This window comes from Streptomyces sp. NPDC044003 (genome assembly GCF_056435185.1).
This window is the reverse complement of sequence record NZ_JBWKFA010000003.1, coordinates 300,794-325,579: the sequence shown is the minus strand read 5'-3', so window position 1 is coordinate 325,579 and position 24,786 is coordinate 300,794. Positions and strand designations below refer to the sequence as shown.

20 protein-coding genes and 1 pseudogene are annotated in these 24,786 nt (G+C 71.5%); 11 read left to right on the top strand and 10 right to left on the bottom strand.

The window, feature by feature from the left end:
* Window positions 1–161: 161 nt before the first annotated feature.
* Window positions 162–491, bottom strand: a complete 330-nt coding sequence (locus AC07AW_RS13555; protein ID WP_478815607.1) for a hypothetical protein — start codon at window positions 489–491, stop codon at window positions 162–164.
* A 458-nt stretch (window positions 492–949) separates the two neighbouring features.
* On the opposite strand from AC07AW_RS13555, the pseudogene AC07AW_RS13550 reads away from it, so the two are divergent.
* Window positions 950–1,246: pseudogene (locus tag AC07AW_RS13550) on the top strand (site-specific integrase); the annotation flags it as partial.
* Between the two features lie 811 nt (window positions 1,247–2,057).
* Here AC07AW_RS13550 and AC07AW_RS13545 read toward each other — a convergent pair.
* Both AC07AW_RS13545 and AC07AW_RS13540 read right to left on the bottom strand, forming a co-directional pair.
* Window positions 2,058–2,804, bottom strand: a complete 747-nt coding sequence (locus AC07AW_RS13545; RefSeq protein ID WP_478816231.1) for a hypothetical protein — start codon at window positions 2,802–2,804, stop codon at window positions 2,058–2,060.
* 641 nt (window positions 2,805–3,445) lie between these two features.
* A complete protein-coding gene (locus AC07AW_RS13540) occupies window positions 3,446–3,853 on the bottom strand; it encodes a HEAT repeat domain-containing protein (protein WP_478816230.1) in 408 nt (135 codons plus the stop codon).
* Window positions 3,854–4,216: 363 nt separating this feature from the next.
* Between AC07AW_RS13540 and AC07AW_RS13535 the strand changes: the two genes are divergently transcribed.
* The 3 genes from AC07AW_RS13535 (at window position 4,217) to AC07AW_RS13525 (ending at window position 7,527) form a co-directional block, all read left to right on the top strand.
* Window positions 4,217–5,455, top strand: a complete 1,239-nt coding sequence (locus tag AC07AW_RS13535) for an MFS transporter (protein WP_478815606.1) — start codon at window positions 4,217–4,219, stop codon at window positions 5,453–5,455.
* Window positions 5,456–5,524: 69 nt separating this feature from the next.
* The gene (locus AC07AW_RS13530; RefSeq protein ID WP_478815605.1) at window positions 5,525–6,364 is read left to right on the top strand and encodes an aldo/keto reductase; all 840 of its coding nucleotides are present in this window, start codon (window positions 5,525–5,527) and stop codon (window positions 6,362–6,364) included.
* 140 nt (window positions 6,365–6,504) lie between these two features.
* Window positions 6,505–7,527, top strand: coding sequence for a TIGR03571 family LLM class oxidoreductase (locus AC07AW_RS13525; protein ID WP_478815604.1), 1,023 nt, complete (start codon window positions 6,505–6,507; stop codon window positions 7,525–7,527).
* Window positions 7,528–7,617: 90 nt separating this feature from the next.
* Here the strand turns inward: AC07AW_RS13525 and AC07AW_RS13520 are convergent, their stop codons facing one another.
* Entirely contained in the window at window positions 7,618–8,226 is a 609-nt protein-coding gene (locus AC07AW_RS13520; RefSeq protein WP_478815603.1) for an SMI1/KNR4 family protein, read from the bottom strand.
* Between the two features lie 101 nt (window positions 8,227–8,327).
* On the opposite strand from AC07AW_RS13520, the gene AC07AW_RS13515 reads away from it, so the two are divergent.
* A complete protein-coding gene (locus AC07AW_RS13515) occupies window positions 8,328–9,836 on the top strand; it encodes a DUF4246 domain-containing protein (RefSeq protein ID WP_478815602.1) in 1,509 nt (502 codons plus the stop codon).
* A 114-nt stretch (window positions 9,837–9,950) separates the two neighbouring features.
* Here AC07AW_RS13515 and AC07AW_RS13510 read toward each other — a convergent pair whose 3' ends face one another.
* Entirely contained in the window at window positions 9,951–11,735 is a 1,785-nt protein-coding gene (locus AC07AW_RS13510) for a hydroxysqualene dehydroxylase (protein WP_478815601.1), read from the bottom strand.
* Window positions 11,736–11,888: 153 nt separating this feature from the next.
* The gene (locus AC07AW_RS13505; RefSeq protein ID WP_478815600.1) at window positions 11,889–13,313 is read right to left on the bottom strand and encodes a tetratricopeptide repeat protein; all 1,425 of its coding nucleotides are present in this window, start codon (window positions 13,311–13,313) and stop codon (window positions 11,889–11,891) included.
* A gap of 167 nt (window positions 13,314–13,480) precedes the next feature.
* On the opposite strand from AC07AW_RS13505, the gene puuE reads away from it, so the two are divergent.
* The 5 genes from puuE to AC07AW_RS13480 all read left to right on the top strand — a co-directional run bounded on the left by puuE (window position 13,481) and on the right by AC07AW_RS13480 (window position 17,885).
* The gene (gene puuE, locus AC07AW_RS13500; protein WP_478815599.1) at window positions 13,481–14,395 is read left to right on the top strand and encodes an allantoinase PuuE; all 915 of its coding nucleotides are present in this window, start codon (window positions 13,481–13,483) and stop codon (window positions 14,393–14,395) included.
* Window positions 14,396–14,510: 115 nt separating this feature from the next.
* Window positions 14,511–14,867 (top strand): hypothetical protein, encoded by a 357-nt coding sequence (locus AC07AW_RS13495; RefSeq protein WP_478815598.1) that lies wholly within the window; start codon window positions 14,511–14,513, stop codon window positions 14,865–14,867.
* Window positions 14,864–16,696, top strand: coding sequence for a GMC family oxidoreductase (locus AC07AW_RS13490; protein ID WP_478815597.1), 1,833 nt, complete (start codon window positions 14,864–14,866; stop codon window positions 16,694–16,696). The genes AC07AW_RS13495 and AC07AW_RS13490 overlap by 4 nt, the downstream gene beginning before the upstream one ends.
* Entirely contained in the window at window positions 16,693–17,547 is an 855-nt protein-coding gene (locus AC07AW_RS13485; protein ID WP_478815596.1) for a hypothetical protein, read from the top strand. Before AC07AW_RS13490 ends, AC07AW_RS13485 begins: the two co-directional genes overlap by 4 nt.
* 86 nt (window positions 17,548–17,633) lie before the next feature.
* Complete coding sequence (locus AC07AW_RS13480) at window positions 17,634–17,885, top strand: EF-hand domain-containing protein (protein ID WP_086824672.1); 252 nt, start codon at window positions 17,634–17,636, stop codon at window positions 17,883–17,885.
* 28 nt (window positions 17,886–17,913) lie between these two features.
* On the opposite strand, the gene AC07AW_RS13475 is transcribed toward AC07AW_RS13480, so the two are convergent.
* From AC07AW_RS13475 to AC07AW_RS13460, 4 genes are all read right to left on the bottom strand, one after another.
* Entirely contained in the window at window positions 17,914–19,650 is a 1,737-nt protein-coding gene (locus AC07AW_RS13475; RefSeq protein WP_478815595.1) for a methyltransferase, read from the bottom strand.
* Window positions 19,651–19,734: 84 nt separating this feature from the next.
* Window positions 19,735–20,925 (bottom strand): 4-hydroxybenzoate 3-monooxygenase, encoded by a 1,191-nt coding sequence (locus tag AC07AW_RS13470; RefSeq protein WP_478815594.1) that lies wholly within the window; start codon window positions 20,923–20,925, stop codon window positions 19,735–19,737.
* Window positions 20,926–21,072: 147 nt separating this feature from the next.
* Window positions 21,073–22,674, bottom strand: coding sequence for a M4 family metallopeptidase (locus AC07AW_RS13465; RefSeq protein ID WP_478815593.1), 1,602 nt, complete (start codon window positions 22,672–22,674; stop codon window positions 21,073–21,075).
* A gap of 296 nt (window positions 22,675–22,970) precedes the next feature.
* Window positions 22,971–23,951, bottom strand: a complete 981-nt coding sequence (locus AC07AW_RS13460) for a LysR family transcriptional regulator (RefSeq protein WP_478815592.1) — start codon at window positions 23,949–23,951, stop codon at window positions 22,971–22,973.
* Between the two features lie 207 nt (window positions 23,952–24,158).
* Between AC07AW_RS13460 and AC07AW_RS13455 the strand changes: the two genes are divergently transcribed.
* Entirely contained in the window at window positions 24,159–24,779 is a 621-nt protein-coding gene (locus tag AC07AW_RS13455; protein WP_478815591.1) for a carbonic anhydrase, read from the top strand.
* Window positions 24,780–24,786: the final 7 nt, after the last annotated feature.

The window sequence follows — 24,786 nt, the reverse complement described above, 5'->3', positions numbered from 1 at the left end:
GTGGAAGCCGAGCCCTGCAGATCCGTCCGCAACACCTGTAGGTGCTGCGCACGCCTGTCACCGGTACGGCTCCGCGGTGTCTGCACCCCGGGCAGCCAGCCACTGTCGTGTCCGGCGGCGGAGACCTTGACTGACACGCCGTCTCAAGCACCTCGACACGGTCAGGTGTACCAATCGGCCTCCGTCGGCCACGCCTTCCGGGGAACCTCCCGGGCGACCATGGGCCTGCGTTCGCCACCCGCGAGCAGGGTGCTTGTCGGATCGCCACCGAGAGCGCCCGGGAGCGTCACCTCGACCTCGATTCCGCGAGGCGGGTCGGTCGGCAGGATCGTGGTCAGCACCGTCGTCTGGGCGTGGTGGCCATGGGCGCGGGCGGCGGTGACCTGCTTCCCGTCCACGAGGAGCTCCAGCTCCCGCTTTCCGCCCATCCGCAAGCCCACGGTGACCGAGCAGCCGGCGTACTCGCAATGAAAATGATACTCGCGGCCCATCGCCGCCTCCCTGAAGCGCCCGGCAAGGAAGCCCCTTCCCTCCATCGTGGCACCGGATGGTGGCAGCGTCAGCCCTGGATCTCGCTCCGCAGTCGCCACCGCTACGCCCCCTCTCCCATGACCGCACCACCGTCGCCGAACATCGGAGGGCTCCGGCGTCGTTCCTCTCGGACAACGACGGCCGTCGGGACCAGATCGCCGCGCCTCCCTGCTGAGCGACCCACCACACGCTTCGCCCCTGAGCACGGGATCGAGGGCGACTGTCGCCGCGCGAGCAGTACGCACCCCGTCGGCGCGATGGGCGGGCGCGGGCGACCGCAGCCAGTGACGATGAAGGGAGGAAGATCGACATCGCATGCCCGCGGAATGTCGGTGCACATGACATCGAAGTGGGAACCGGCCCTTTAAGGACGAGGTGCTGGCTACTGGCAGGAGCTGATATCAGAACGTGCGCAACGGTGCTATCCGCCCGGGATGTCTGCCCGGACACCGGCCTGGCCCGTCTGTCCTACGGCCAGGCCCGCGCGCTGCTCGACCAGCGCACTGCCCTTACGGGGCCGGGCACCGGCTGGGACCTGCACGAGTACCGCCACTCCGGTCTGACCCACCTCGGGGAGCAGGGCGCGTCCCTGCTGATGCTGATGGCCAAGTCCCGGCACAAGAAGCCCGAGAACCTTCGCCGCTACTTCAAGCCGTCCCCGGAGGCGATCGCCGAGGTGACCAGCCTGCTCGCCCCAGGTGACCGCCGTCGGTGATGGCCCTGGGCCCGACGCGGACGGCCCGGTCTTTACGGCTACCGTTCCTGGAGCCGGGGGAAGAGTTCGGCGAGCACGTGCTGCGTGAGGAGCCATCGCCACCCCCGTCGCCGAAAAGAACCCTTCAGGTGTGGGGATTTCCATGACGACTTGATTCGTTGTCATGTCAAGTATCGTCACCTTATGCGCCCCGGTCACGTAGAGATGACGACCGTCTGGTGTTACCGCTATGTCACCTCCGAGTATCCCGAAGAACGGGTTGCCGATGTCGATTTCGGCGACCACCAATCCATCCGTTGTGTCGATTACAGACACCCGGCCTCTACTGTCTCCGTCACTCGCAGGATCACACGTCGCCACGTACGCTCGACGCCCGTCTGGGCTGAAGGCTATCTGCCACGGCTCCCACTCCATGGGTATCTTGGAGAGCCCGGGGGCGTCTTCTGGAGGCATGATGTCATCTCCGAAGTGCTCTATGCGTGGTGTCCCTGGGGCTTCCCTTCCAGACTGATCCACCGACGAGGGCTCCACAAAACCCGGAGCGGGGCGGGCCACCAGCGGCAGAGCGGTCTCAGTCGCCTCCGCGGTGCACTGACGAGCGCCTCAGCCGAACCCCAGCAGCTCATGGCCGGCGTCGCCGGCATTTCCGCGCCCGGATCAGCCATCGGGGAACGGTTCGCCTTGGCCGGCTTCCTCCGCTGCCTGATCGAACAGCGGGCGCAGCGCGCACGGGACCTGTCGGACTCCACGCCCAGGTGGGCTGCCTGGCACCTGGTGGTGCTGTGACCGTGAACGTTCACCGGCCAACGACTCAGGAGCAGGAGCGAACCGCATCGTCCCAGGCGCGGGGACTGCGGTAGTGGTTCCTGTGCCCCGCGGAAAGTACGTGGCGCAGTTCGGCAAGATGCTGGGTGTTCGTGGGGAGATCCAGCCGGTCGAGGAGGGCCAGTGCGGCAACCGGTTCCAGGTCGCCGTAGACGTCGTGGAAGCTCGCCCGGAGGCCGCGGAAGACGGCTGAGTGCAGGGCGGGAAGCCGCAGGGCGGTGCGGTACGTCGGCTCCTTCACCGTCCAGCGCACCGGGCCCGAACATTCCAGAACACGACGGGCACGGCGGAGCAGGACTTCCGACCGCTCGGCCACCACTCGGTCGATGTCGTTACCGAGGACCTCGGCGAAGGCCCTCGCGGAGGTGGTGTGGTCCTCGAACCAGTCCACCCACAGCGAGTAGGTGACGGCCTCGACGTCCCGGTCCGCCTCCAGCCGCCGACGGTAGCCGTCCCACAGCACGTCGGCCGGCAGGGGACCCTCCGCACCCTCGTTCGCGAACCGGATCTCGCACGTGACCCAGTACTCGTCGAGAAGGTCCAGCAGCCCGAAGGCCAACCGGACCTGGTCAGCTGCATCCAGATCTTCGGAGAACACATCGCCGGCCCAGGAATGTGCCACCTCGTTGGCTGTGAGCAACAACTCCGGCTTCTCGTCGCTCACCCACCCGTCGCGCATCTGGCTGACGCCCTGATCAGCCAGCCAACGCCGCGCCACCTCCACGACTTGCATCTCCATTCGGGAAGTATGGCAAGCCTCGCAAGATCCGAACGAAACGCCTCAGGCCCACAAGTGGACGCGACGCCGGCGGGCCGAGGGCGTCGCGGTCTGCGGGATCGGTCGAGCCGCCCTCGCGCAACGCCGCACCGGAGGTCGCTTGCTGCCACTTGTCAGCACACATCGGCACCGCCGGAGCCCTGAGGCCCCACTGGCGGCCATCGGCTTCGGACGCGGGCCGCAGAACGAAAGTCCGCCTGCCCCTTGCGCTTTCGCGTTCCGGCAGCGAGCCGCCGGCTTCCAGGCCCGGCATGACCGTGTCCTCCCGACGAACGGATGGCCTGGGAGATGACCTCACCGGGCCCGAGGGGTGTCATGGGAGACACCGGGGGGAGATCCTCCTACCAACTCGGTCCGCTGGAACGCCGGACGGCTCGCGGGCGGCGAGCCTGCCTGCCTGCCGTGGATGCGCGAGAACGGCCTCGACGTTCAGCAGGACACGGCATCGAGCGAGGGGGTACGACGATCGTCGCTTACGGCGGGGGCTCTTCCTCGTCAGCGTCCTCTTCGCCATGGTCCACGACCGAACCGCCCACCAAACCCGCATCCCCGAGGCGACGGCTGCATGAAGCGGCCCGCAGGCGGGTCGGCTCGGGTCAGAGCCTGTCAGCGTCTGCCCATGCCGAGATATCTGTGGCGCCCTGGCGGACGGCTTCTTCCGGGTCCCGGGCGAGCTTCCCGCAGACCGCCGCCACGTCCGGCCCGCCGTCCGAGTCCACGAGCGCGTCATGCACTCCGGTCCACAGCCAGTCGGCCTGGTTGTCGTCGGCCTCGGCGACCGCGAGAGCGATGAGCCTTACGGCGGTTACCGTCCCCACCCGAGCCAGGGCCTCTGCCGTCTGTCGGGTCACCGCCGTGTCCTCGGCGTCCAGCAACAGCCCCAGCAGCGCTTCCGCAGCCTCGGGAACCCCGGCGAAGGAAGCAAGGTCACGCCCGGCGCGAGCACGTCGCGTCCACGACGGAGACGACGCCCCGGCCAAGGCCGCCTCCACCCCACTCGTCATCTCCGGCACAACCAGACGATCTCACGCCCCACAAAGAAGATCGAACCCGGACCGAAGCCGTCCCCGCGCTTGACGAAGAACGCAGAGCCTCCAGGTCAGCATCCAGGCCGTCGCGGTCAGGGAAGCTACAGCCTCCCCATTTCGCCGGTCAGAGCGGATGTGCCTGCTGATCACCAGCAGACCCAGAGGTTGTCGAGGTCTGCTGAGTCCTGGTCCAGCCTGCGTCGGTCCTGGGGCCGACTTCGTCGGCAGCCAACGCCATCCGGATCACACCTCCTACCCGCGTTTGCATATATAGCGCGTATGCAATTATTGTTAAGGCACGCAAAGAGCCCACTCAAGCAATTACGGAAGGGCTGAGCCATGCCGCTCGCACTCCTCGCCCTGGCAGTCGGGGCCTTCGGAATCGGCACGACCGAATTCGTGATCATGGGTCTGCTGCCCGAGATCGCCGCCGACTACGGCGTCACCATCCCCACCGCGGGACTGCTGGTCACCGGTTACGCACTCGGCGTCGTCGTCGGCGCACCGCTCCTGACCGTGCTCGGCACGAAGGTGAGCCGGAAGCGGATGCTCATGCTGCTCATGGGCCTGTTCGTGCTCGGCAACCTGCTGTCCGCGCTCGCCCCCAACTTCGGGATGATGCTGACCGGCCGCGTCGTCGCGTCGCTCGCCCACGGATCGTTCTTCGGCATCGGGTCCGTCGTCGCCGCCGAGCTGGTCGCACCGGAGAAGAAGGCCGGCGCCATCGCCACCATGTTCACCGGCCTGACCGTCGCCAACATCGTCGGCGTGCCCCTGGGCACGTTCATCGGGCAGGCGGTGGGCTGGCGCACCACCTTCGCGATCGTCGCCGCGCTCGGCGTGATCGGGCTGCTCGGCATCTCGAAGCTCGTCCCGGCCGTGCCCCGCCCCGAGGGCGCCCGTCTGCGCGGCGAGCTGAAGGCCTTCCGCAACCCGCAGGTGCTGCTCGCGATGGCGATGACCGTGCTCGGCTTCGGCGGTGTCTTCGCGGCCATCACCTACATCGCGCCGATGATGACGCACGCCGCCGGCTACTCCGACGGCGCCGTGACCTGGCTGCTCGTGCTCTTCGGCATCGGCATGTTCCTCGGCAACCTGCTCGGCGGGCGCTTCGCCGACCGGGCGCTGATGCCCCTGCTGTACGTCACTCTGGGCGGCCTCGCGGTCGTACTGGCGCTCTTCACCGTGACCGCGCACAACAAGATCCTCGCCGCGATCACCATCCTCCTCGTCGGTGCGCTCGGCTTCGCCACCGTGCCGCCGCTGCAGAAGCGCGTCCTCGACCAGGCGCACGGTGCGCCGACCCTGGCCTCCGCCGTGAACATCGGTGCCTTCAACCTCGGCAATGCGCTCGCCGCCTGGCTCGGCGGCATGGTCATCGCCGCCGGCTTCGGCTACACGTCCCCGAACTGGGTCGGTGCCGTCCTGGCCGCGGCCGCGCTGCTCCTCGCCTTCTGGTCGGCGGCGCTGGAGCGCCGGGCCCCCGCGAAGGACGCCGACGGTCTTACGGACGAGGCCGGTGCCGTCGAGGCCCGCACCGTCACGGCGCCCGCCGCCCCCGCCCCCGTACACCGCTGATCCCCGATCCGCCACCCCGCACTCCTCCACCCTCTCCACCCGCACCAAGTGAAGGAACACCCGCACACCATGGCACCGTCCACCACCCCCACCGTCCCCACCGTCACGCTGAACAACGGCGTCGAGATCCCGCAGCTCGGCTTCGGCGTCTTCCAGGTCGCCGACGACGCGACCACCGCCGCCGTCACCTCCGCCCTGGAGGCCGGCTACCGCAGCATCGACACCGCCGCCATCTACGGCAACGAGGCCGGCGTCGGCCGTGCCCTCGGCGCCTCCGGGCTCGCCCGCGAGGGGCTGTTCGTCACCACCAAGCTGTGGAACGCCGACCAGGGCTACGACGCCACGCTGCGCGCCTTCGACAACAGCCTGGCCAAGCTCGGCCTGGACTACGTCGACCTGTACCTGATCCACTGGCCCGCCCCGGCCCATGACCTGTACCGCGACTCCTGGCGCGCCCTGGAGCGGCTCGCCGAGGAGGGCCGGATCCGTGCCGCCGGCGTCTCCAACTTCCAGCCCGAGCACCTGCGCCGGCTGATGGACGGCGCCGCGCTGACCCCGGCCGTCAACCAGATCGAGCTGCACCCCGCGCTGCAGCAGTCCGAGCTGCGCGCCTTCCACGGCGAGCACCGGATCACCACCGAGGCGTGGAGCCCGCTGGCGCAGGGCGCGGTCCTCGACGACCCGGCGATCACCGCGATCGCCGCCGCCCACGGCAAGTCGCCCGCGCAGGTCGTCATCCGCTGGCATGTGCAGCTCGGCAACGTGGTCATCCCCAAGTCGGTGACCCCGGCCCGGATCCGCGCCAACTTCGACGTGTTCGACTTCGTCCTCACGGACGAGGAGATGGCGACGATCGCCGGTCTCGACCGCGGCCTGCGCACCGGCCCGCACCCCGACGAGCTGAACTGACCCGCGCGCCCCACCGGTCGCACCGCCTCCCCTCCCCCTCCTCTGCTGGCTCGCGCTCGTGCGCCTCGGCCCCGTTCCGGGCTCGCCGTCCGGAACGGAGCCGGCCGGGGCCCGGGCGCGGGCGTCCGGAAGGACCCACCGTGCCCACCCCCGCCTCCCCCACACCCACTCACCTCCCCGCGCTCGCCCGGCTGGCCCACGCCGCCGGACGCCTCACCATCGGTCTCGAACTGCCCCTCGACAACGACTGGGGCGTCGAGCGCGGGCGCGCCGACCGTGCGGCCGGGCGTCCCTTCGGTGTCCCCGACCTGACCGCCCACACCCGGCTCGCCCGGCTCGCCGACCGGCTCGGCTTCGCCGCGCTGTGGCTGCGCGACGTCCCCCTCTACGACCCGGCCGCCTTCGGCGACGCGGGCAGCGTCTTCGAGACCTTCACCCACCTCGGTCACCTCGCCGCCGTCACCGAGCGCGTCGTCCTCGCGACCGGCGCGATCGTGCTTCCGCTGCGCGAACCCCTCCTCGTCGCCAAGGCCGCGGCCACCGTCGACGTGCTGTCCGGCGGCCGGATGCTGCTCGGCCTCGCGAGCGGTGACCGGCCGGTGGAGTACCCGCTGTTCGGGCGGGGCTTCGACGCGCGCGGCGTGGCATTCCGCGAGGGTGTCGAGACGCTGCGCGCGGCCTGGCGCCCCGGCCCGCTGCGGCTGCCCGCGCTCGGTCTCGACGTGGACCGGCAGCTGGAGGTGCTGCCCCGGCCCGTCGCCCCCGCGGGGATTCCCCTCGCCGTCGCCGGCGGTGCCCAGCAGACTCCCGCGTGGATCGCGGAGCACGCCGACGCCTCGCTGAACTATCCGCGCGACCTGGGCGCGCTGCGACTGCGCGCGCGTGAATGGCACGAGCTGACCGGGGGCGCCAAGCCGTATCTGACCCCGATGGTCCTCAGCCTCCAGGAGGACGCCGACGCGCCGGCGCGGCCCGTCCGCCTCGGTCTGAGCACAGGCCGCGAGGCCCTGATCGAGCACCTGGGGCGGATGGCCGAGCTCGGCGTCTCGCACGTCTCCTTCAACCTGCGGCCCAATGACCGGCCGGTGGACGAACTTCTGGACGAGCTCGCCGAGTACGTGCTGCCGCATTTCCCGGCCCCGGCCCCGGACCCGGCCCTGTAGAGAGTGCGGAAGGAACCCTGGGCGGCCCCTCGTCCTGGCCCGCCTGTGCACGTACGAGATGTTCCGCGTCGTCCTGGACGATCGACCGGGTCACCACGGGACCATGCTCATGCCCTGGCCGACCCAGTCCGCGAAGGACACGGGCCGGCCGCCCAGTTTCAGCGGCAGGATCAGGTCGCACGTGGCACGGCCGTCGAACCACATCTCGCCGCGGTGCGGCCCGCTGACGACAAGGAGGGTGGAGAAGCCGCAGCCCCCTTCCTGAAGGTAGACCGCGCCCGCCGTCTTCCGCTCCTGCAGCACTCCGCACTCGGCGTCCCACATCTCCCACGCCTCCGCGTCCTCCCGCGGGGGCTCACGCTCGTCCAGCTCGTCGTCGTACGCGCTGTACGCATCGGGGTGTGGGAACGGTTCGGCGAGCAGGTCGTAGTTGGTGTCGGTGTCGCCGTACCAGCCCCAGCCCGACGAGCCGCGCCACAGCTGGTGGAATCCCTTGCCGGCGTCGCCGTACCGGAGGAGATGGTCGCGGTACTCGACCGGGAAGGCGATGCCGAGGTCGGCCTCCGCCTCCCGGACGTCCGCCTCGGTCAGCCGCCGCGCCAGTGGGCTCCCGTACTGCCGCACCGCCTCCGGGTCCAGGCGCTCGTGACGGTGGCCGCTCAGGAGGCGGCGGTACTCCGCCGTCCAGTCGATCTTCATGCTGGGAGGATAGGGGGCGTGCGTGAACCACGCTGCGGTGTCAGTCGGCTGGGCTAGTCTTCCCGCCACCGCACGCCGACCGACGGTAGGGACCACAAGAATTGACCGGCCTGTCTGCTTTCCCCTTGCCCTTTCACGCCTCCCGTTCCCTCTCGTTCGCGACACCCCGGACGCTGCGGGAAGTCGAGATGATGCGGTGCAGCGCCCACCTGCGGTCGAAGCCGGGGTGGTTCGACAAGATGGACGATGCCGACATCGTCTCCAGGTGGACGCAGGAAGCGGTCGCCCAGGGCCTCACCGAAGCGCAGATTCGTTACGTGCTCGCCGAACTCGCGCACTACGCCGCGCTGCGGGACGGACGAACCGGCGTCGAGGTGTCCGCCGTCGACGGAGTGTGGCAGTCGGACACGCTGGTCGACGACAAGCTCCGTTCCCGGCTGCGCGAGGCGGTGCGGGTTCTGGAGCAGGTCCCCGAAGCAGGGCGGGACTGGCATCCCGGATCCGACGGGCAGGTACTGGATCTCGTTCATCCCTCCCTGTTCTGTCTGGTGAAGGAGGCGAGCGGCGCGCCCGAGGAAGCTTGGCGGAACCCGACGGACCACTACTCGAAGTACGAGTTCTCGGAGAGGTTCCAGTGGCTGCCGACGGACGTCGACGTCAGTGACGACGGCGACGTCGCCTTCCGCTCGTACGTCAACAACGTCCACCCCGAGACTCATCACGAACTGGCCGCCGTCCTGCCGGACCTGTTCGCACGCTTCCTCCCCCTCCTGGAGAACGTGCTCACCGATCTGCGCCATCCGCGGCCCCTGCGGATCGACGTCGATCCTTATGGGTGGTACGACTCGGAGCCGGAGTATCCGGACAAGTCCTCCTACAGCGATGACGCGGCCTACGCGGAGGCCCGCCGTGTGTGGGAGCGGGCCCAGGACGAGTGGTGGGAGAACCGCCGCCCGGTCGTCCCGGACGCCCCGGACTTCACCCCGCCCGGGTTGCCCGACGCAGCCGCCCGGGTCGACCTGCGCGGCCGTCGTCTCCAGGTCATCGTCAAGCTCGCCACCATTCATCTCACCCCGGACAAGCCCGAGTACTCCGGCGGTTCCTGGCATGTCGAGGGGATGTTGAACGAGCGGATCGTCTCGACCGGCATCTACTACTGGGACAGCGAGAACATCACGGAGAGCCGGCTGAGTTTCCGGGCGGCACTCGACGACCCGGAGTACGAGCAGAGCGACGACAACGGTGTGCGTGAGGTCTACGGACTTGAGGACGAGGACGCGCTGAACCAGCCGCTCGGGTCGGCCTCGACCCCGGCGGGCCGCTGCCTGGCGTTCCCGAACGTCCTGCAGCACCGCGTCGGCTCGTTCCGCCTCGCGGATGCCACCCGCCCGGGACACCGCAAGATCCTCGCGTTCTTCCTCGTCGACCCGTCGGCGACGATCGTCTCGACGTCCGATGTGCCACCGCAGCAGCCGTGGTCCGACACCTCGACCATGACGCTCGAACAGGCCAAGGACTTCCGCGAACAACTCATGCAGGAACGCAAGTTCTTCGTCGACGAACACAACGAGCAGCTCTACGAGCGAGAATTCTCCCTCTGCGAGCACTGACTCCGGGGCCCCGGCACACAGCGATCCCGTTGTGCCGGGGCCTCTCCCGCATCCGGGCCGCGATATCGGTCAGGGGCCCGTGTCCGGCGGCCCGTCCGCCGGGTCCGTGTCGCCTCAGCCCACGTCCAGCGCGTTGCGCAGGCCGAGGCGGTAGCGCAGGCGGTCGTGGCGTTTGAGGCCTTCCAGCTCCGGCGGCCGGAAGAGCGGCTGGACCGTGCAGCGCGGGGCGGTCGAGCCCGTCCGGTCGAGGAGGGCGTTGACGGCCTGGCGGGCGGAGGCGTTGGCGCCCTCCATCGTCGCCAGGTCGATGTCGACGGCCACGTAGTCGCCGGCCAGGAAGAAGTTGGGGATCGCGGTGGCGGCCTTCGGGCGGTTGTGGAAGGTACCGACCGGATGGACGAGGAGCTGGTCCTCGTTGGTCGGGTTCGGGGTGCCGAGGCCGTCGACGCCGGGGTCGAGGAACCAGGAGTGCAGCGCGCTGTCCTTCAGTACCGTACGGCCCGTGTCGTTGAACGCGGCCTTCAGCTGCGCCCACACCTCCCGGGCGACCTCCGTGCGGGTGCACTGCTTGGCCGTCTTGCCGTAGAGGATGCCGGGCCGGTCCCACTCCGAGATGTCCACCGAGAGACAGTCGACGGCGACGCCGTCGCCGTAGTCGGCCGGAAAGTCGCGGGACGGCCAGTGGCGTGCCTGCTGAATCGCCGTCAGAGACCATGGCGAGTCGATGCAGTTGGCGTGGCCGGCCAGGAGTGGTGCGTGTTCGGTGAGGTAGAACTGGATGCCCGTCATCCAGTCCGTCTCCAGCTCGTCGCACCGCGCCAGCTGCGGGTCCGCCGCCCGCAGCGCCGCGTCCCAGGTCCGCCGGGCATGCTCCACCGGCATCGCCGAGATGTAGTGGTCCGCGGTCACCGCGTGGCGGATGCCCTGCGGATCCTCGACGACCGCCGCCCCGATGCGCCCGGATCCCGTGTCGTAGGCCAGGTCCCGTACGGTCCAGCCGATACGGAACTCCACGCCGAGGCTCGTCAGATGGGCCACCCAGGGGTCGATCCAGGCCTCGTTGGTGGGCAGGTTCAGGATCCGGTCGAGGGGTCCGTCGGCGCCGCGGCCCAGGGCGTTGAGGGCGAAGGCCTCCAGGAGCGTGGCGACCGTGCGGGTGCTGGCCTCCTCGGCCTTCGTCGCCACGATGTTCCGGGTCAGCCCGACGGCGAGGATGCGCTGGTAGTCGTAGCTCATCCGCTCGGCCCGCAGGAACTCCCACCAGGGCGTCCGCTCCCATGCCTCGTTCCTTCGCTCGTCGCAGCTGGTCAGGAAGACGAGGAAGCGGTTGACGAAGTACGCGGTCTCGTGGAGCGGGATGGAGCGGGCGGTGTCCAGGAGCGCGGTCAGGGCGCGGCCGATCTCGTCGAGGGTGAGCTCGGCGGGCCGGTGGCCCGGCCAGGGGAGCGGGATGCGCAGGTCTTCGCGGCCGGTGCGGGCGAAGGACATCTCCGCCGGGGCGACGAGGTTGTCCCAGACGCCGTTGGCGTTCCCGGGGAAGGGGATGCGCCGCATCGTGTCGGGGAGGTTGTGGTAGATGCCGGGGATGAACCGGAAGCCGTGCTCGGCGGGGAGCGGGCGCCGGCCGCCGCGCGCGCTGTCCGGTACGTCCATGGAGCGCGCCTTGCCGCCCGGCGCCCGGCGCTCGTAGACGGTGACGCGGTAGCCACGCTCGGCCAGTTCGTGGGCGGCGGTCAGACCCGCGACCCCACCACCGAGCACGGCCACGGACGGCGGTGCGGACGGTTCCGCGGCGACGGCCGGTGCGCCGCCGAGGGCGACCGCCCCGACGGCGGCCGCTCCGGTCGCGGCGGCCGCGCCCGCCATCAACGTGCGTCGTGAGGTGCCCGTACGGTCCATGACCCAACCCCTTTACCGGCGGTAACCCGATGTCCGACGCAGGAGCATAAGGCCGTCTCCCGAGTCCCGGAAGATGCATGCCGGCCCCCTTCACACCGAGGGGGAGCCGTGCCCGGGAGCAGGCGCCGGCGTCGCCGAAAGGATGACCCGCGGTCAGAATCGGTCGGTCGTGAGGTCTCCGCACCGGCCGAGTCGGCGCGCTTCGTCGCGAGCCGCAGCGGCCCGGGAGGCGTCGCCCAGAGCGTCCGCCAGGCGGGCCCTGCTCAGCCAGTTGTACGGGCTGTCCGGCCGCAGCGCGGTCCGCTCGCTGATCAGGACACGCGCCATGTCGTGCCGCCCGGACCGCAGGGCCGCCTCGAGGAGGGTCTTCTGGAGTGCGTCGCGTTGGGCGTGGCTGCCTCCGAACTCGTGGAGTCGCCGCCGCAGCGGCCACAGCAGCTCCAGGACGGTGTCGTCGTCGCCTCCGGCGTGGGCGACCAGGGCCTCGCACACGGGCAGGCCCACGTGCGCGGTCATGGCGTGATTGCTGACCGTTCCCGCGCCCGGCTCCGCGAGCCACCGGCGGCGGTCGGCGATCAGCCTCCGGGCCTCCCCGACCCGGCCGGCGCCGACGTAGGACATGACCGCGTGCACGTCGTTGAAGGCGTAGAACGGCGGATCGGCCCGTGCCGACCAGGCGTCCGCGAGCACCTCCCATCGGCGGGTCTGGTCGGATCCCGCGAGGAGGAAGCGCCACAGCATGGCCGCCGCGTCCAGGAGTTCCATCGCGAGGCCCCGGGATCCCCCGTGGTGCAGTGCGTCGTCGTAGATGCCGAGCGCCTTGTCGGTGTGGCCCGCCTCCAGGGCGTAGAGCGCGTAGTGCCACCAGTTGTGGACGGTCAGGAAGTTGCCCGCGGACCAGTCGCCGGTGCGCGCGTCGAGATAGGCCATGCCCTCGGCGAACCGGCCCTGCATCTCGTAGGTGTGCACGACGGCGTGGATCGCCCACACGTCGTGGCGGTTGCGCGCGACGGCGGCCGATCCGATGTCCCGGGCGTGGTTGTAGTGCCCGGACTCCTCCAGGCCGAAGGCGTACATGCCCAGGACCGGGCCCCGGTGGGGGTCGTCCTCGTCCCAGGCGGACAGGGCGCCGCCGATCCTGTCCCGCAGGCGCAGGGCGTCGCCGGTGAGGAAGTCGAGCTGGTGCCCCACGAAGAGCGCGAGCGCGTCGCGCGGGTAGGCCACGGTCAGCTCCTCCAAGAGGGCGCTCCCCCGCCGCAGGTCGCCCGCGAGCAGGCTTTCGGCGGCGGCCGTGTGCAGGCGCTCCCGTGGGGGCAGGCCGGTCGCGTCGAGACCGGACGCGAAGCCGTGGAACCGCCGCCGCGCCACCGCGGCATCGGCCGGCTCGGTACCCAGCACGCCCAGATAGGCCGCGAACGCGTGCGCCACCGGTGAGGCGGGCGCGGTCGCGAGGAGGTCGTCGACCGCCCCGGTCACCTCGGGGCGGAAGAAGAGCAGGGCCTCCACGGCACGGTCCAGCCGCTCGGCCGCCTCCGATGTGCCGTTGTACAGGTCGTGGCCGTGCCGGTCGGTCGCCAACGCTGATCACCTCGTCAGGGGTCGTCTCATCGGATCGGCGTCCCCGCTGGAGGACGCCTCTTCTCATGGAGCCAGGAACGGGCGCCGGGGCACAGTCCCTGAACAGGTGATCCGGCCGTCGCCGTGCCTCGTCCGGTCGTTCGTCGATCGGCGGTAGCGTGCCGCCCGTGTCCGAGCACCAGCGCGACCTCGTCGGCTACGGCGCCGAGCCGCCGCATGCGGCCTGGCCCGACGGCGCCCGTGTGGCCGTCAGTCTCGTCCTCAACTACGAGGAGGGCGGCGAGCACAACGTTCTCGACGGCGACGCGGCCTCGGAGGGGTTCCTCCACGAGGTCGTGGGTGCGCCGCCCGTGGCCGGCGGCCGGGATCTCAACGCCGAGTCGATGTTCGCGTACGGCGCGCGCGCCGGGTTCTGGCGGATTCACCGCACCCTCCGGGCGCACGGGGTACCGCTCACCGTCCACGCGGTCGGACAGGCCCTCGAGCGGAATCCGGACGCGGCACGCGCGATGGGCGCCGCAGGGTGGGAGGTGGCCGGGCACGGCTGGCGCTGGATCGACTACCGCGAGGTGCCCGAGGACGTCGAGCGCGCCGATGTCGCCCGCACGATCGCGACGATCGAGCGGCTCGTGGGACGCCGGCCCGTCGGCTGGTACACGGGCAGGACGAGCCCCGCGACACGGCGCCTCGTCGCCGAGGAGGGCGGTTTCCTCTACGACTCCGACGACTACGCGGACGATCTGCCCTTCTACGTCGAGGCGGCCGGACGGCCTCATCTCGTGCTGCCGTACAGCCTCGACGCGAACGACTTCAAGTTCCTGCTCGTCCACGGGTTCACGACGGCGGACGACATGCTCGCGTACCTCGTCGACACGTTCGACACCCTGCACTCCGAGGGCGCCGAACACCCCCGCATGATGAGCGTGGGCCTGCATGGCCGGATCATCGGCCGACCCGGCCGCATCCGGGCGCTCGACGGCTTCCTGCGGTACGTCGCGCAGCGGGGCGGGACATGGGTCGCCACGCGCGAGCAGATCGCCCGGCACTGGCTGGCCACCCGGCCTCCGCCGCCGATGTCCTGATGTCGGTCATGTGCGCGAGCGGCGTCAGCCGTGTGAGGGAGCGCGCGCCGTCGCGATCAGGCCGTTCCGGGGGCGCAGGGCATGGACCGGCGGGCCGCGGGGCACCGATGCCCGCGTGCCCATCACGGACGAGACACAGCGCTTCGCCGCCCTGTCGGCGCGGCTGACCGGCTTCGATGCGGGGGACCTGGCGGCCACCGGGCTCGTCGAGGTGTACCGGGCCGTCGCCGCGGAACAGCTCGGCACGGACCGGTACGAGAGGCTGTTACGGGAACCCCCGGACCCGCGCGACGCACAGGCGGCCCGGGCGGTCACCTACCTCTGGTACACCGGTAGTTGGCCGGGTCCGCCCCCCACGCTCGTGTCCCCGCGCGCCTACGCCGAGGCGCTGGTGTGGAAGGCGGCCGGACTCACGGCGCCCGCCGCCGCCCCCGGCGGGTACGGGAGCTGGGCCGAGGGGAACGAGCGGTGACGCGGTACGACGTGATCGTCGTGGGTGCGGGCATCGCCGGCTCCCTGGTCGCGCAGCGTCTCGGGCGGCACGGCCGCCGGGTCCTCGTCCTGGAGGCGGGCGCGAGGGCCACCGGCGAACCGGCCGGCGATCCACTCACCGACTATCTGACGGCCGCCGCCAGGCTGCCGGGCTCCCCCTACCGGTCCCATCCGGCGTCCGCCTCGCCCGAGGTGACGGACCTCGCCGGTACGGAGGGGAGCTCCGGCTTCCGGGCCGCCGGCCATCTGCTGCAGGACGGCCCGCTCCCGTACGCCAGTGGCTATGTGCGCGCCAACGGCGGCACCGGCAACGTCTGGACCGGCCTCACGCCCCGCATGCTGCCCGAGGACTTCGACACCGAGTCCTTCGGGTACGGACGGCGCTGGCCCCTCACGTACGACGAACTGGAGCCGCACTACCGCTCGGCCGAGGAGGAGCTGGGCGTGGCCGCCGACGCCGACGAGCAGCGGGCGCACCTCGGCCTGCGCTTCCCCGACGGCTACGTCTTCCCCATGCGGCCCCTGCCCGCCGCCCGTCTCGACCGTCTTCTCGCGGCCCGGCTCGACGGGCGACGCGTCGAGGACCCCGTCGGCCTGCGCGAGGTGGAGCTGAGAGTGGTCGGCACCCCGCACGCGCGCAACGGTGTCCCCGATCCCCGGTACGACGGCGGCCGCGGCTACGTGCCCCGGGGGCGGGACGGGCGGCCGGACCCGGACAGCCGGTGCGTGGGCAACGCGAGCTGTATCCCGCACTGTCCTTCGTACGCGAAGTACACCCCCCTCAAGACCCAGGGCCGGTGGAGCGGGTCCGTCACGCTCCGGGACCGGTCGGTGGTGAGCCGCGTCCTCGTCGACGGGCGGGGACGCGCCACGGGGGTGGAGTACCGGTCGTACGACGGCGGGGTGAGCGTCGCGCACGCCGATGTCGTCGTGCTGGCCGCACACGCGGTGGAGAACGCCCGGCTGCTGCTCCTGTCGGGGCTCGCCGACCGCAGTGGCCAGGTGGGCCGCAATCTCATGGACCATCCGGTGCTGCTGACCTGGGGGCTGCTGCCCGAGGGCGAGCACGCCGGCGCGTACCGGGGGCCCGGTTCCGTCTCCGGCTTCGAGGGCTTCCGCTCCGGACCGGCGCGGAAGCTGCGGGCGCCGTTCCGCGTCGAGTTCGGGACGTGGGGGTGGATCTGGGCGAAGGGCCCGGTCGACACGGACGTGGAGCACTTCCTCACCGAAGGGGGCCTGTCCGGGCGGGAGTTGCGACAGGCCGTCGGCGACCGGGTACGCCGTCAGTTCACCTTCCAGTTCGAGATGGAGCAGGGCGCCGACCCCGTGAACCGGGTGACGCTCCACCCGACCGAGCGCGACGCGCTGGGCCTGCCCCGCCCCCTCGTCACCTACGACCTCGACGAGCACGTCAAGGAGGGGATGGCCGCGGCCCGGGCCGTCTCGGACCAGCTCTTCGCGCTGCTCGGCGCCGAGGACCACACGGACTACGCGCCCGCGACGGCCTGGCCGGGCCGCTTCGAGCACCGCGGGCGTACGTACGGCTACCGCGGCGCCGGTCATGCCGCCGGCACCCACCTCATGGGCGACTCCCCCGCCACCTCGGTCGTGGACGCCTGGCAGCGCTGCTGGGACCACCCCGGCCTGTACGCGGTCGGCTGCGGCAGCATGCCCTCGGTGGCCACGTCCAACCCGACGCTGACGATGGCCGCGCTCGCGCTGCGCAGTGCCGAGCGCATCGAGGCCGACCTGACGGACCGCGACCGCCCCCTCTCCCTCGAACCGACCGCCCCAGGAGCCCCCGCATGAGCTCGCTTCCGCTGCCGCCCGTGGCCGAACCCTTCCGACTCCCCTTCCACTACGGGGCCCTGCACCAGATCGGCGTCGACTGGCTGGTCGACCCCGGCCCGGTCCGCGACCTGCTGTCCAAGTACCACCCGGATCTGACCGCGGCCACGTTCGACGACGGGCGTGCGCTGGTCTCTCTCAACTACCAGCTGTACTTCGCGCAGTACGCGTTCGGCGGCGGCGTCACCCAGGAGATCGAGTTCAACGTCATCGCCTTTCCGACGGCCGACGCGCACCGCCTGCCGCGCCTGGGCTACACCGAGTACGCGCAGGGCTGGGACCAGACGAAGCTCCTCGGCATCGCCCGGCTGCACGTCGTGTGCGACAACCCGTTCGCGATCAGAGCCGGGCGCGAGCTCTACGCGGAGCCCAAGTACCCGGGCTGGTTCGAGGTCGGCCTGCCGTCCCTCAACGGGCCGGCCGGCGAGACGTGGACCGTGCGGTGCAAGGCGGGCACGGTCGGCCCCGACGACACCCTGGAGAAGGATCCGGCCCCGCTGCTCGACCTCACGGCGAAACTGGACGGCCTCACCGGCGTCGCCGCCTGCTCCGCGCCGATCACCGGATACGGGACCGACCGCGAGGGGCGGCTGCTCGCCGGCCCGATGAACGTCTACCGGCCGTACAATTTGTACGACCTGAGCGGCCCCGAGCACTCCGGACGCACGCGCCTCGCGGTCCATACACCCGACAGCGACCTGGGCCGCGACATCCGCGCCCTCCTCCCGGACGGCACGCCGGCCGCCGGCGCCTGGACGTACCAGTCGCCGCCGGTGGCCGCCCACCACCGCCCGTACTACCCGATGCGCTGACCGGGCAACCTCCGGGGCCGGCGGTGCGTCCTCCTCCACACGACGCCGGCCGCACGCGCGGCCGGCCCCACCGGACAGGACATGTGATGAGTGACAAGGCCCGCATCCTCTTCGATGCGCTCGATCTCGACCAGGACGGCACGCTGACCCGTACCGAGGTCATCCGGGCGCTGCGGGAGAAGGGGCCCACCCTGGCGGCGCAGGGTGTGATCCCCTTCTGGGGGGTCGGGGACGTCGACGACTCGGCGGCGCTCTTCGACGCTGCCGACCAGAACGGCGACCGTGTCCTGAGCTTCGAGGAGTTCGCCGCGGTCGTCGACCGCCGCTTCGGCTGGTGACGACCGCGGCGGCGGGTGGCTTCGCTTCTCAGCGTTTCCGCACGTGGAGGACGTGGGCGTCGAGGGGCAGCGGGCGGTGCCCGAGGAGTGCGAGGCCCGCCGCTTCGAAGAGCCGGGTGTACGCGTCGGCACGGCGCTCGCGGCCCCCGGTGTTGCACAGCATGTGCAGGTCCCAGGCGGTCGCCAGTGACGGCGTGGCGTCCGCGGGCAGCAGCCGTTCGACGACGAGCAGGTCGGCGTGGGACGGCATGGCTCCCGCCAGGTGCCGCAGGATCTGCCGGCACTTCTCGTCGTCCCAGTCGTGCAGGACCCGGGAGAGCAGATACACGTCCCCGGTCGCCGGTACGTCGGCGAAGTCTCCGACCCGGTAGTCGCACCGCTCGCCGACCCCGGCGGCGGTGAGCCGGTCCCGCGCGGCCGCGACGACGTGCGGCCGCTCCAGGAGGATCCCGCGCAGCGGCGGGTGGGCGGCGAGGATCCTTCCGAGGAGCTCTCCGGTGCCGCCGGCGACGTCGACCACCGTGCGGGTGCCGGGTCCGGCGGCGGCCGCCGTGAGGACGGGGTGGTCCGGCAGGGGGTCGAACATCCGGGCACTGGCGGCCATGGACCGGTCGAACGTCACGGCGAGTCCGGGGTCGTGGGCGAAGTGGTCGAAGTGGTTCTCGCCGTAGAGGCGCTCGAAGCCGGGCTCGCCGGTCCGCACGGCGTGCGCCAGGTGCGCGAAGGACTGGTAGAACGGTCCGCCGTACATCGCCGCCAGGGGCCGCATCGAGCCGGCGGCGTCCTCGCGCAGCAGCAGCCCGCACGCGGTGAGGCGGAAGCCGTCCTGGTCCTCGGTCACCACGCCCAGCATGGCGAGGTACCGCAGCAGGGTCTTCAGGGGCTCCGGTCGCGCCCCGACCTCGCGCGCCAGCCGCCGGACGCCGAGGGGCTCGTGCGGGCTCAGGGCCTCCGGCAGTCGCAGCTCGGCGCAGGTGGCGAGGGCCTGGGTGGTCCAGGCGCCGGTCAGCAGCCGCAGGAGTGTCTCCGCCGCGTGGGTGTCCGGGTCGCCGGCCGTGCTCTCCCGGATACCGGGCCGGGGCTCCTCGGCCAGGTGCTCCGCGAGCAGGTCCCGGTGGTCGCCGTGCGCGTACAGCTCCATGCGCCGGTAATCGGTCTTGGTGCCGGCGGGCGTCGCGAAGTAGAACACCGTCCCGTCCTCGTGCGGGTTGTACCCGCCGCCGTCGGCCGCCGCCCCGTGCCGTACGAGCGTCGCCCTCAGCCCGCGCAGCACCAGCGGATCCGGCCGGTCCACGTCGAAGGCCAGATGCGCCTCGTGGTCGTACTCGCGCTCCGTCTCGGCCAGTGCGGACAGCTCGGAGCCGGGAGGCACGGCGAGGGCGAACACCTCGACCGCCCGGCACTCCCCGCCGGGCCCCCGTACGGTGGGCCGGAGAATCCTTACGTCAAGATCGGCGGCGGCGCGTCCGTGGCGCGCGGCCAGCCGGTCGCGCACCACGACGCTCGGCCGGGATCCGGCGTCGTCGGGGAGCCCGCACGCGGCGAGCCCGGCCCGCAGCCCCGGCCGGTTGGCGGGGAAGACGAGGAGCGCGGCGTGGGCGAACCGGCAGCGGTCCGCCACCGCCCGCAGCTCGGGACCGTCGAGGCCGGGCAGCACCCGGGACAGCAGGACCGGCGTCTCCTGTTCCCGGACGAAGTCGGCGGTCGCGCGCAGGCGCCGGACGTCGTCGGGCGCGAGGCCGGTCGCCAGGGCAGGGGTACGCATCAGGAGGCATCCTCGGTGAGCAGTGCGGAAGGGGACGGGCCCCGGCCGACGGGCCGGGACCTGGGCCACGGGGGGCAGGGGAGGTCAGATGCCGACGTACTGCTCGGCGAACCAGTCCTGGTGGGTGCGGGACGTCCGCAGCGACTCCATGCGGGACCGGCGCATGCGCTCCTGGAACGGCGGTGCGCCGTGGAGGAGGCCGATCATCCAATGGGAGAATTCCTGCGCCCGCCAGATGTGCGTCAGGCAGCGGTCCGAGTAGCGGGCGAGCGGGCCGGGGTCGCCGTGGTGGAGGTCGTCGGCGAGGGCCTCGGCGAGGAGTTCGGCCTCCAGGACGGCGAGGTTGGCGCCCTTCGCGGCGGAGGGGCTGATGAGGCCGGCGGCGTCGCCGGCCAGGAAGAGGGAGCCGTACCGGAGCGTGTCGAGCACGTCCGACTCCAGGTCGACGACGGTGCGCTGAAGGATCCGGCCGCGCCGCAGCGGACCGTGGTCGGCGCTCCGCATCCGCAGCTCCAGCTCCGCCCAGATCCGCTCCTCGCTCCACTCCTCGGCGGGGGTGCCGCGCTCGCACTGGAGGTAGTAGCGGGTGATGTCGGCGGACCGGGCCATGTGCCCGGCGAAGCCCCGGGGGTGTGTCGCGTACCCGACGGCGTCGAGGCTGGGCGGTGCCTCGGCGAGGAGCCCCAGCCAGGAGACGCCGTGGTCACGGACGTGGCGCACGGCCCCGTCCGGCAGTGAGCGCCGTCCGGCGCCGTGGCGGCCGTCGCAGGCGGCGACGTACCGGGCCCGCCAGCGGACGGCCCGGCCGTCCGGTTCCCGTGCCGCCACCCATGGCCGGGCGGTGTCGGGGTCGCCCACCTCCACCGCCTCGGTGTCGAAGCGGATCCGGCCCCCGGCGCCGAGGTACGCGGCCAGCAGGTCGGCCACCAGCTCGTGCTGGGGGTAGACGGTGTGGGGTTCGCCGGTGCCGAGCCGGCGGTAGTCGAGGCGGAAGTGCCCGTCCTCGGTGCGGAACTCGCACACGCCGTGTTCCTGTCCCCGCCGGCGCAGGCCCTCGTCCAGGCCGTGCCGCCGCAGGACGCGCGCGGTGTGCGGGGCGAGGAACCCGGCGCGGGCCCGGTTCAGGACGTGCTCGCGGCCCGCGCGTTCGAGGACGGCGCAGTCGATCCCGCTCTGCAGCAGGAGGTTGGCGAGGACGAGCCCGGCGGGGCCGGCCCCGAGGATGACGACGTCGGCCGACTCCCGTTGATTCCCAGCGTGTTGACTTTCTGTCACGAAAGTGGATCTTAGGCACGGGACAGTCCGTCACCGGCCGAATGTCACCCGAATGCCACATTCCATGAGAAAAGGATTCTCCGCAGCACTCAGGCCCCGCCGGTACGGCGGGGCCTGAGTGAGCGGATCAGGTGGTGCGGCGCGGCGTCAGAGGACGTTGACCCCGGTCCAGGCCGCCGCCACGGTGGCGTACTCGGTGCTGGTGGCGCCGTACAGGTCCTTCGCCGCGTTCAGGGTCGCGACGCGGGCGCCCTTGTAGTCCGTGGTGGAGGTCATGTAGACGGTCAGCGCCCGGTACCAGATGGCGGAGGCCTTCTGGTTGCCGATGCCGGTGACGGTGGAGCCGTTGTACGTCGGGCTGTTGTAGGTGACACCGTTGATCGTCTTGGTGCCGCTGCCCTCGCTGGCGAGGTAGAACCAGTGGTTGCCGACGCCCGAGGAGTTGTGCACGTCGAGCCGGCCGACGGACTTCGACCAGTAGTCGGCGGAACGGCCGTCCAGGGAGGGCTTGTCGAAGCGGCGCAGCCACGGCGGGGTGGACTGGTCGCTGAAGAGGTAGTCGGGGGTGTCGATCGGGTTGTTGGCGTACCACTCGACCATCGTGCCGAGGATGTCGCTGGTGGCCTCGTTCAGACCGCCGGACTCACCGCTGTAGCGGAGGTTGGCGGTGGCCGAGGTGACGCCGTGGGTCATCTCGTGGCCCATGGTGTCGAGGTCGACCTGCTCCGGGTCGACCGTGCCGTTGCCGTCGCCGGTCATCATGCAGAAGCAGGAGTCCGACCACTGGGCGTTGTCCCAGTTGGTGCCGACGTGGACGAACACGGTGGCGCCGCGGCCGTCGTTCTTGATGCCGTTCCGGCCGAAGGTGCTCTTGTAGTAGTCGTACGTCTTCGCGGTGTTGGCGTGCGCGTCGACGGCGGCGGTGGCGCGGTCGGTGGAGAACTTGCGACCGTCGCCCCAGATGTTGTCGGCGTCGGTGAACAGGGTTCCGGAGGAGCTGTTCAGGGACGAGGACGAGACGTTGTGGGCGTCCTTGGTGATGTGACCGCGGATCGGGTCGATCAGGGCGAAGGTGCCGTTCGCCTGCAGGGTCGTGTCGAGGGTGATGTCACCGGTGTACTCGGAGTGGCCGGTGCCGGTCGCCTCGCGCTCGGTGTCGTAGTTCTCGATCGCGGCGCCCGTGGTGGCGTCGGTGACGAAGACCTCGCCGTGCGGCTGGCCCTTGTCGCCCAGGCCCTGCACGGTGGTGCGCCAGGCCAGGCGCGGGGTGCCGTCGGCGGCCCACACGATCAGCTCGGGGGTGGACTTGGCGTCACTGACCAGACCCTGCGAGCGCTTCAGGGCACCGGCGGCGGTGCCCTTGGCATCCACGGAGGGGGTGACGGACGCGAGGGCCACCTTGTGGGCCTTGGCGTGGGTGGACCCCTTCAGCGAGCCGTCGGCCTTCTGGTGGACGACGAAGTCGCCACCGACGACGGGCAGGCCCTTGTAGGTCCGCTCGAAGCGGACGTGCTGGGTGCCGTCGGCGTCGAGCACGACGTCCTTGACCTGGAGCGCTTGGCCCGCCCCGAAACCGAAAGTGTCGGCGTGCCGGGCCACGTTCGCGCGGGCCTGGGATATCGCCGTGTCACGGGCGGAGGTTCCGTGCTGCACCGCGTCGGGCTGCGAGTACGCCGGGACGGCCAGCGCGCCCGTGGTGATGACGGCGGCGGCGACAGCCGTGGAGAGGGCAAGGAGGGGACGGGGCATGACGGGGTGTTCCTTCGCTCGTCGTGGGGGGTGACGACGTCCTTGGACGTTGACGCGAAGTGTTCACCAGGTGACATGTTCCTGACGTGATCCCATGTGGGATACAACTGTGGAGTTATAGAGGGGGGCAGGCCTTTGGCCCGACTAGCCGCCCCCACCGCCCCCGCGGCCCCCGCGGCCTCACAGCCCCTCAGCCCCCGCGGCCCCCGCTGCCCCACAGCCCCTCAGCCCCCGCTGCCCCACAGCCCCTCAGCCCCCGCGGCCCCCGTCGCCGCCGCCGGGCACGCCGACGGCCGTCAGCCTTCCGCGCCGAGCGCGAACTCCTTGCCGCCGCCCTCCCACCAGGCCAGGTACTGCGGACGCTCTCGCACCAGCGACAGATACGCCGCCGACAGGCGCTCGCCCACCGCGTCGGCCAGCTCGGGCGGCACCGACTCCGGATTCCAGGCCAGTTGGAGCCGACGGTAGAACGGGACGTCCACGAGCGGGCGCTGCACGGTGCCCTGGGCGGGGACGTCGGCGCTCGGCCACACACCGCAGACGGCCCGCCGGCCGGCCACCAGGATCTGCGCCACGGACAGGTCCGGCGTCACATGCGCGACGCGCGGAGTGAATCCCGCCGACTGGCAGGTGAGATGCAGGTACGCGTGGACGCCACTCTCGTCGGCCTCCGGCATGACCCACTCCTCGCCGCCGAGTTCGCTCAGGCTGACCGTCTCCTGGCGGGCCAGCGGATGGTCCTCGGCGAGCAGGACGAAGACCGGCTCGCGCAGCAGCGTGCGCGTCACCACCGACTCGCCGACGGGGAGGGGGAACCCCGGGAACTCACCGAAGACCGCGATGTCGCATTTCGACTGACTCAGGGCTTTCACCAGGGTGTGCACGGAACGCCGGGCGTCGATCGTGAGCCGGCTCTCCGGGACGAGCTCGAAAAGGGCGGATATGAGCAGTGAGGTCAGCGGGCCGGCGGTGCCGCCCGCCCGCAGGGGCGCGGCCGTTCCCGTGTCGGCCTCGGCGGCCGACCGGGCGTGCTCGCGCAGCCGGTCGAAGCCGACCACGAGGTCGCGTGCGCAGCGCAGCACGTACTGACCGTTCTCGTTCGGTTTCACGCCCTCGGCGCTGCGGACGAAGAGCGGGCCGCCCAGCTCGTGTTCGATCCGTTTCAACTGCGCGCTCGTGGCGGGCTGGGAGAGCTGCAGGCGTGCGGCGGCCTTGCGGATGCTGCCGGCCTCGGCGACGGTGAGCAGGACACGGAGGTGCCGGAACTCGAGGTGCATGAACAATCCCCGCTCAGGGCGGAGGGCCCCTTGCACCCCCCGTGACCAGCAGAACCAGCTGCCCGAGGGCATGGTGACCAAGATCTGTCGGAGCGGTCGGGGCGGCAACCACGGGAGGGCAAAATCTCCGCGCGCGGGTCCTGCTCGGAGTCTCGGCTCCTGGACCGGCCCGAGGCCGGTCCGGAATGGCTCGTTACAGTGGGTGGCATGCCTCGCACCTCTCCCTCGGTCGCTCTCGACGCCATGCTCGCCGGCAACCGGCGCTTCGTGGCCGGGACCCCCGACCACCCCAATCAGGACGCCGCGCGCCGTGCACAGCTCGCACCCGGGCAGGAGCCGTTCGCGGTCGTCCTCGGCTGCTCCGACTCGCGCCTCGCGGCGGAGATCATCTTCGACCAGGGGCTCGGTGACCTGTTCGTCGTACGGACCGCCGGTCATGTGCTGGGGTCCGAGGTGCTGGGCAGCGTCGAGTACGCCACGAGCGTGCTCGGCTGCCGGCTGGTCGTCGTCCTGGGACACGACTCGTGCGGGGCCGTCGCCGCGGCCCGCGCCGCCGTCGAGGACGGGCTGCCCGCGGCCGGCTTCGTGCGGGACGTGGTGGAGCGTGTGACGCCGAGCGTGCTCGCGGCCCGCGCCGCCGGTCTGACGGAGGACGGCGACATCATCGACGAGCACATAAGGCACACGGTGCAGCTGCTCATGGACCGCTCCCGTGTCCTGTCGGAGCAGGTGCGGACGGGCGAGGTGGCGGTCGTGGGACTGGCCTACCAGCTCGCCGAGGGCAGCGCCCGGACGGTGACCTCGCACGGCGTCGACAGCGGGAAGTGAACGAGCT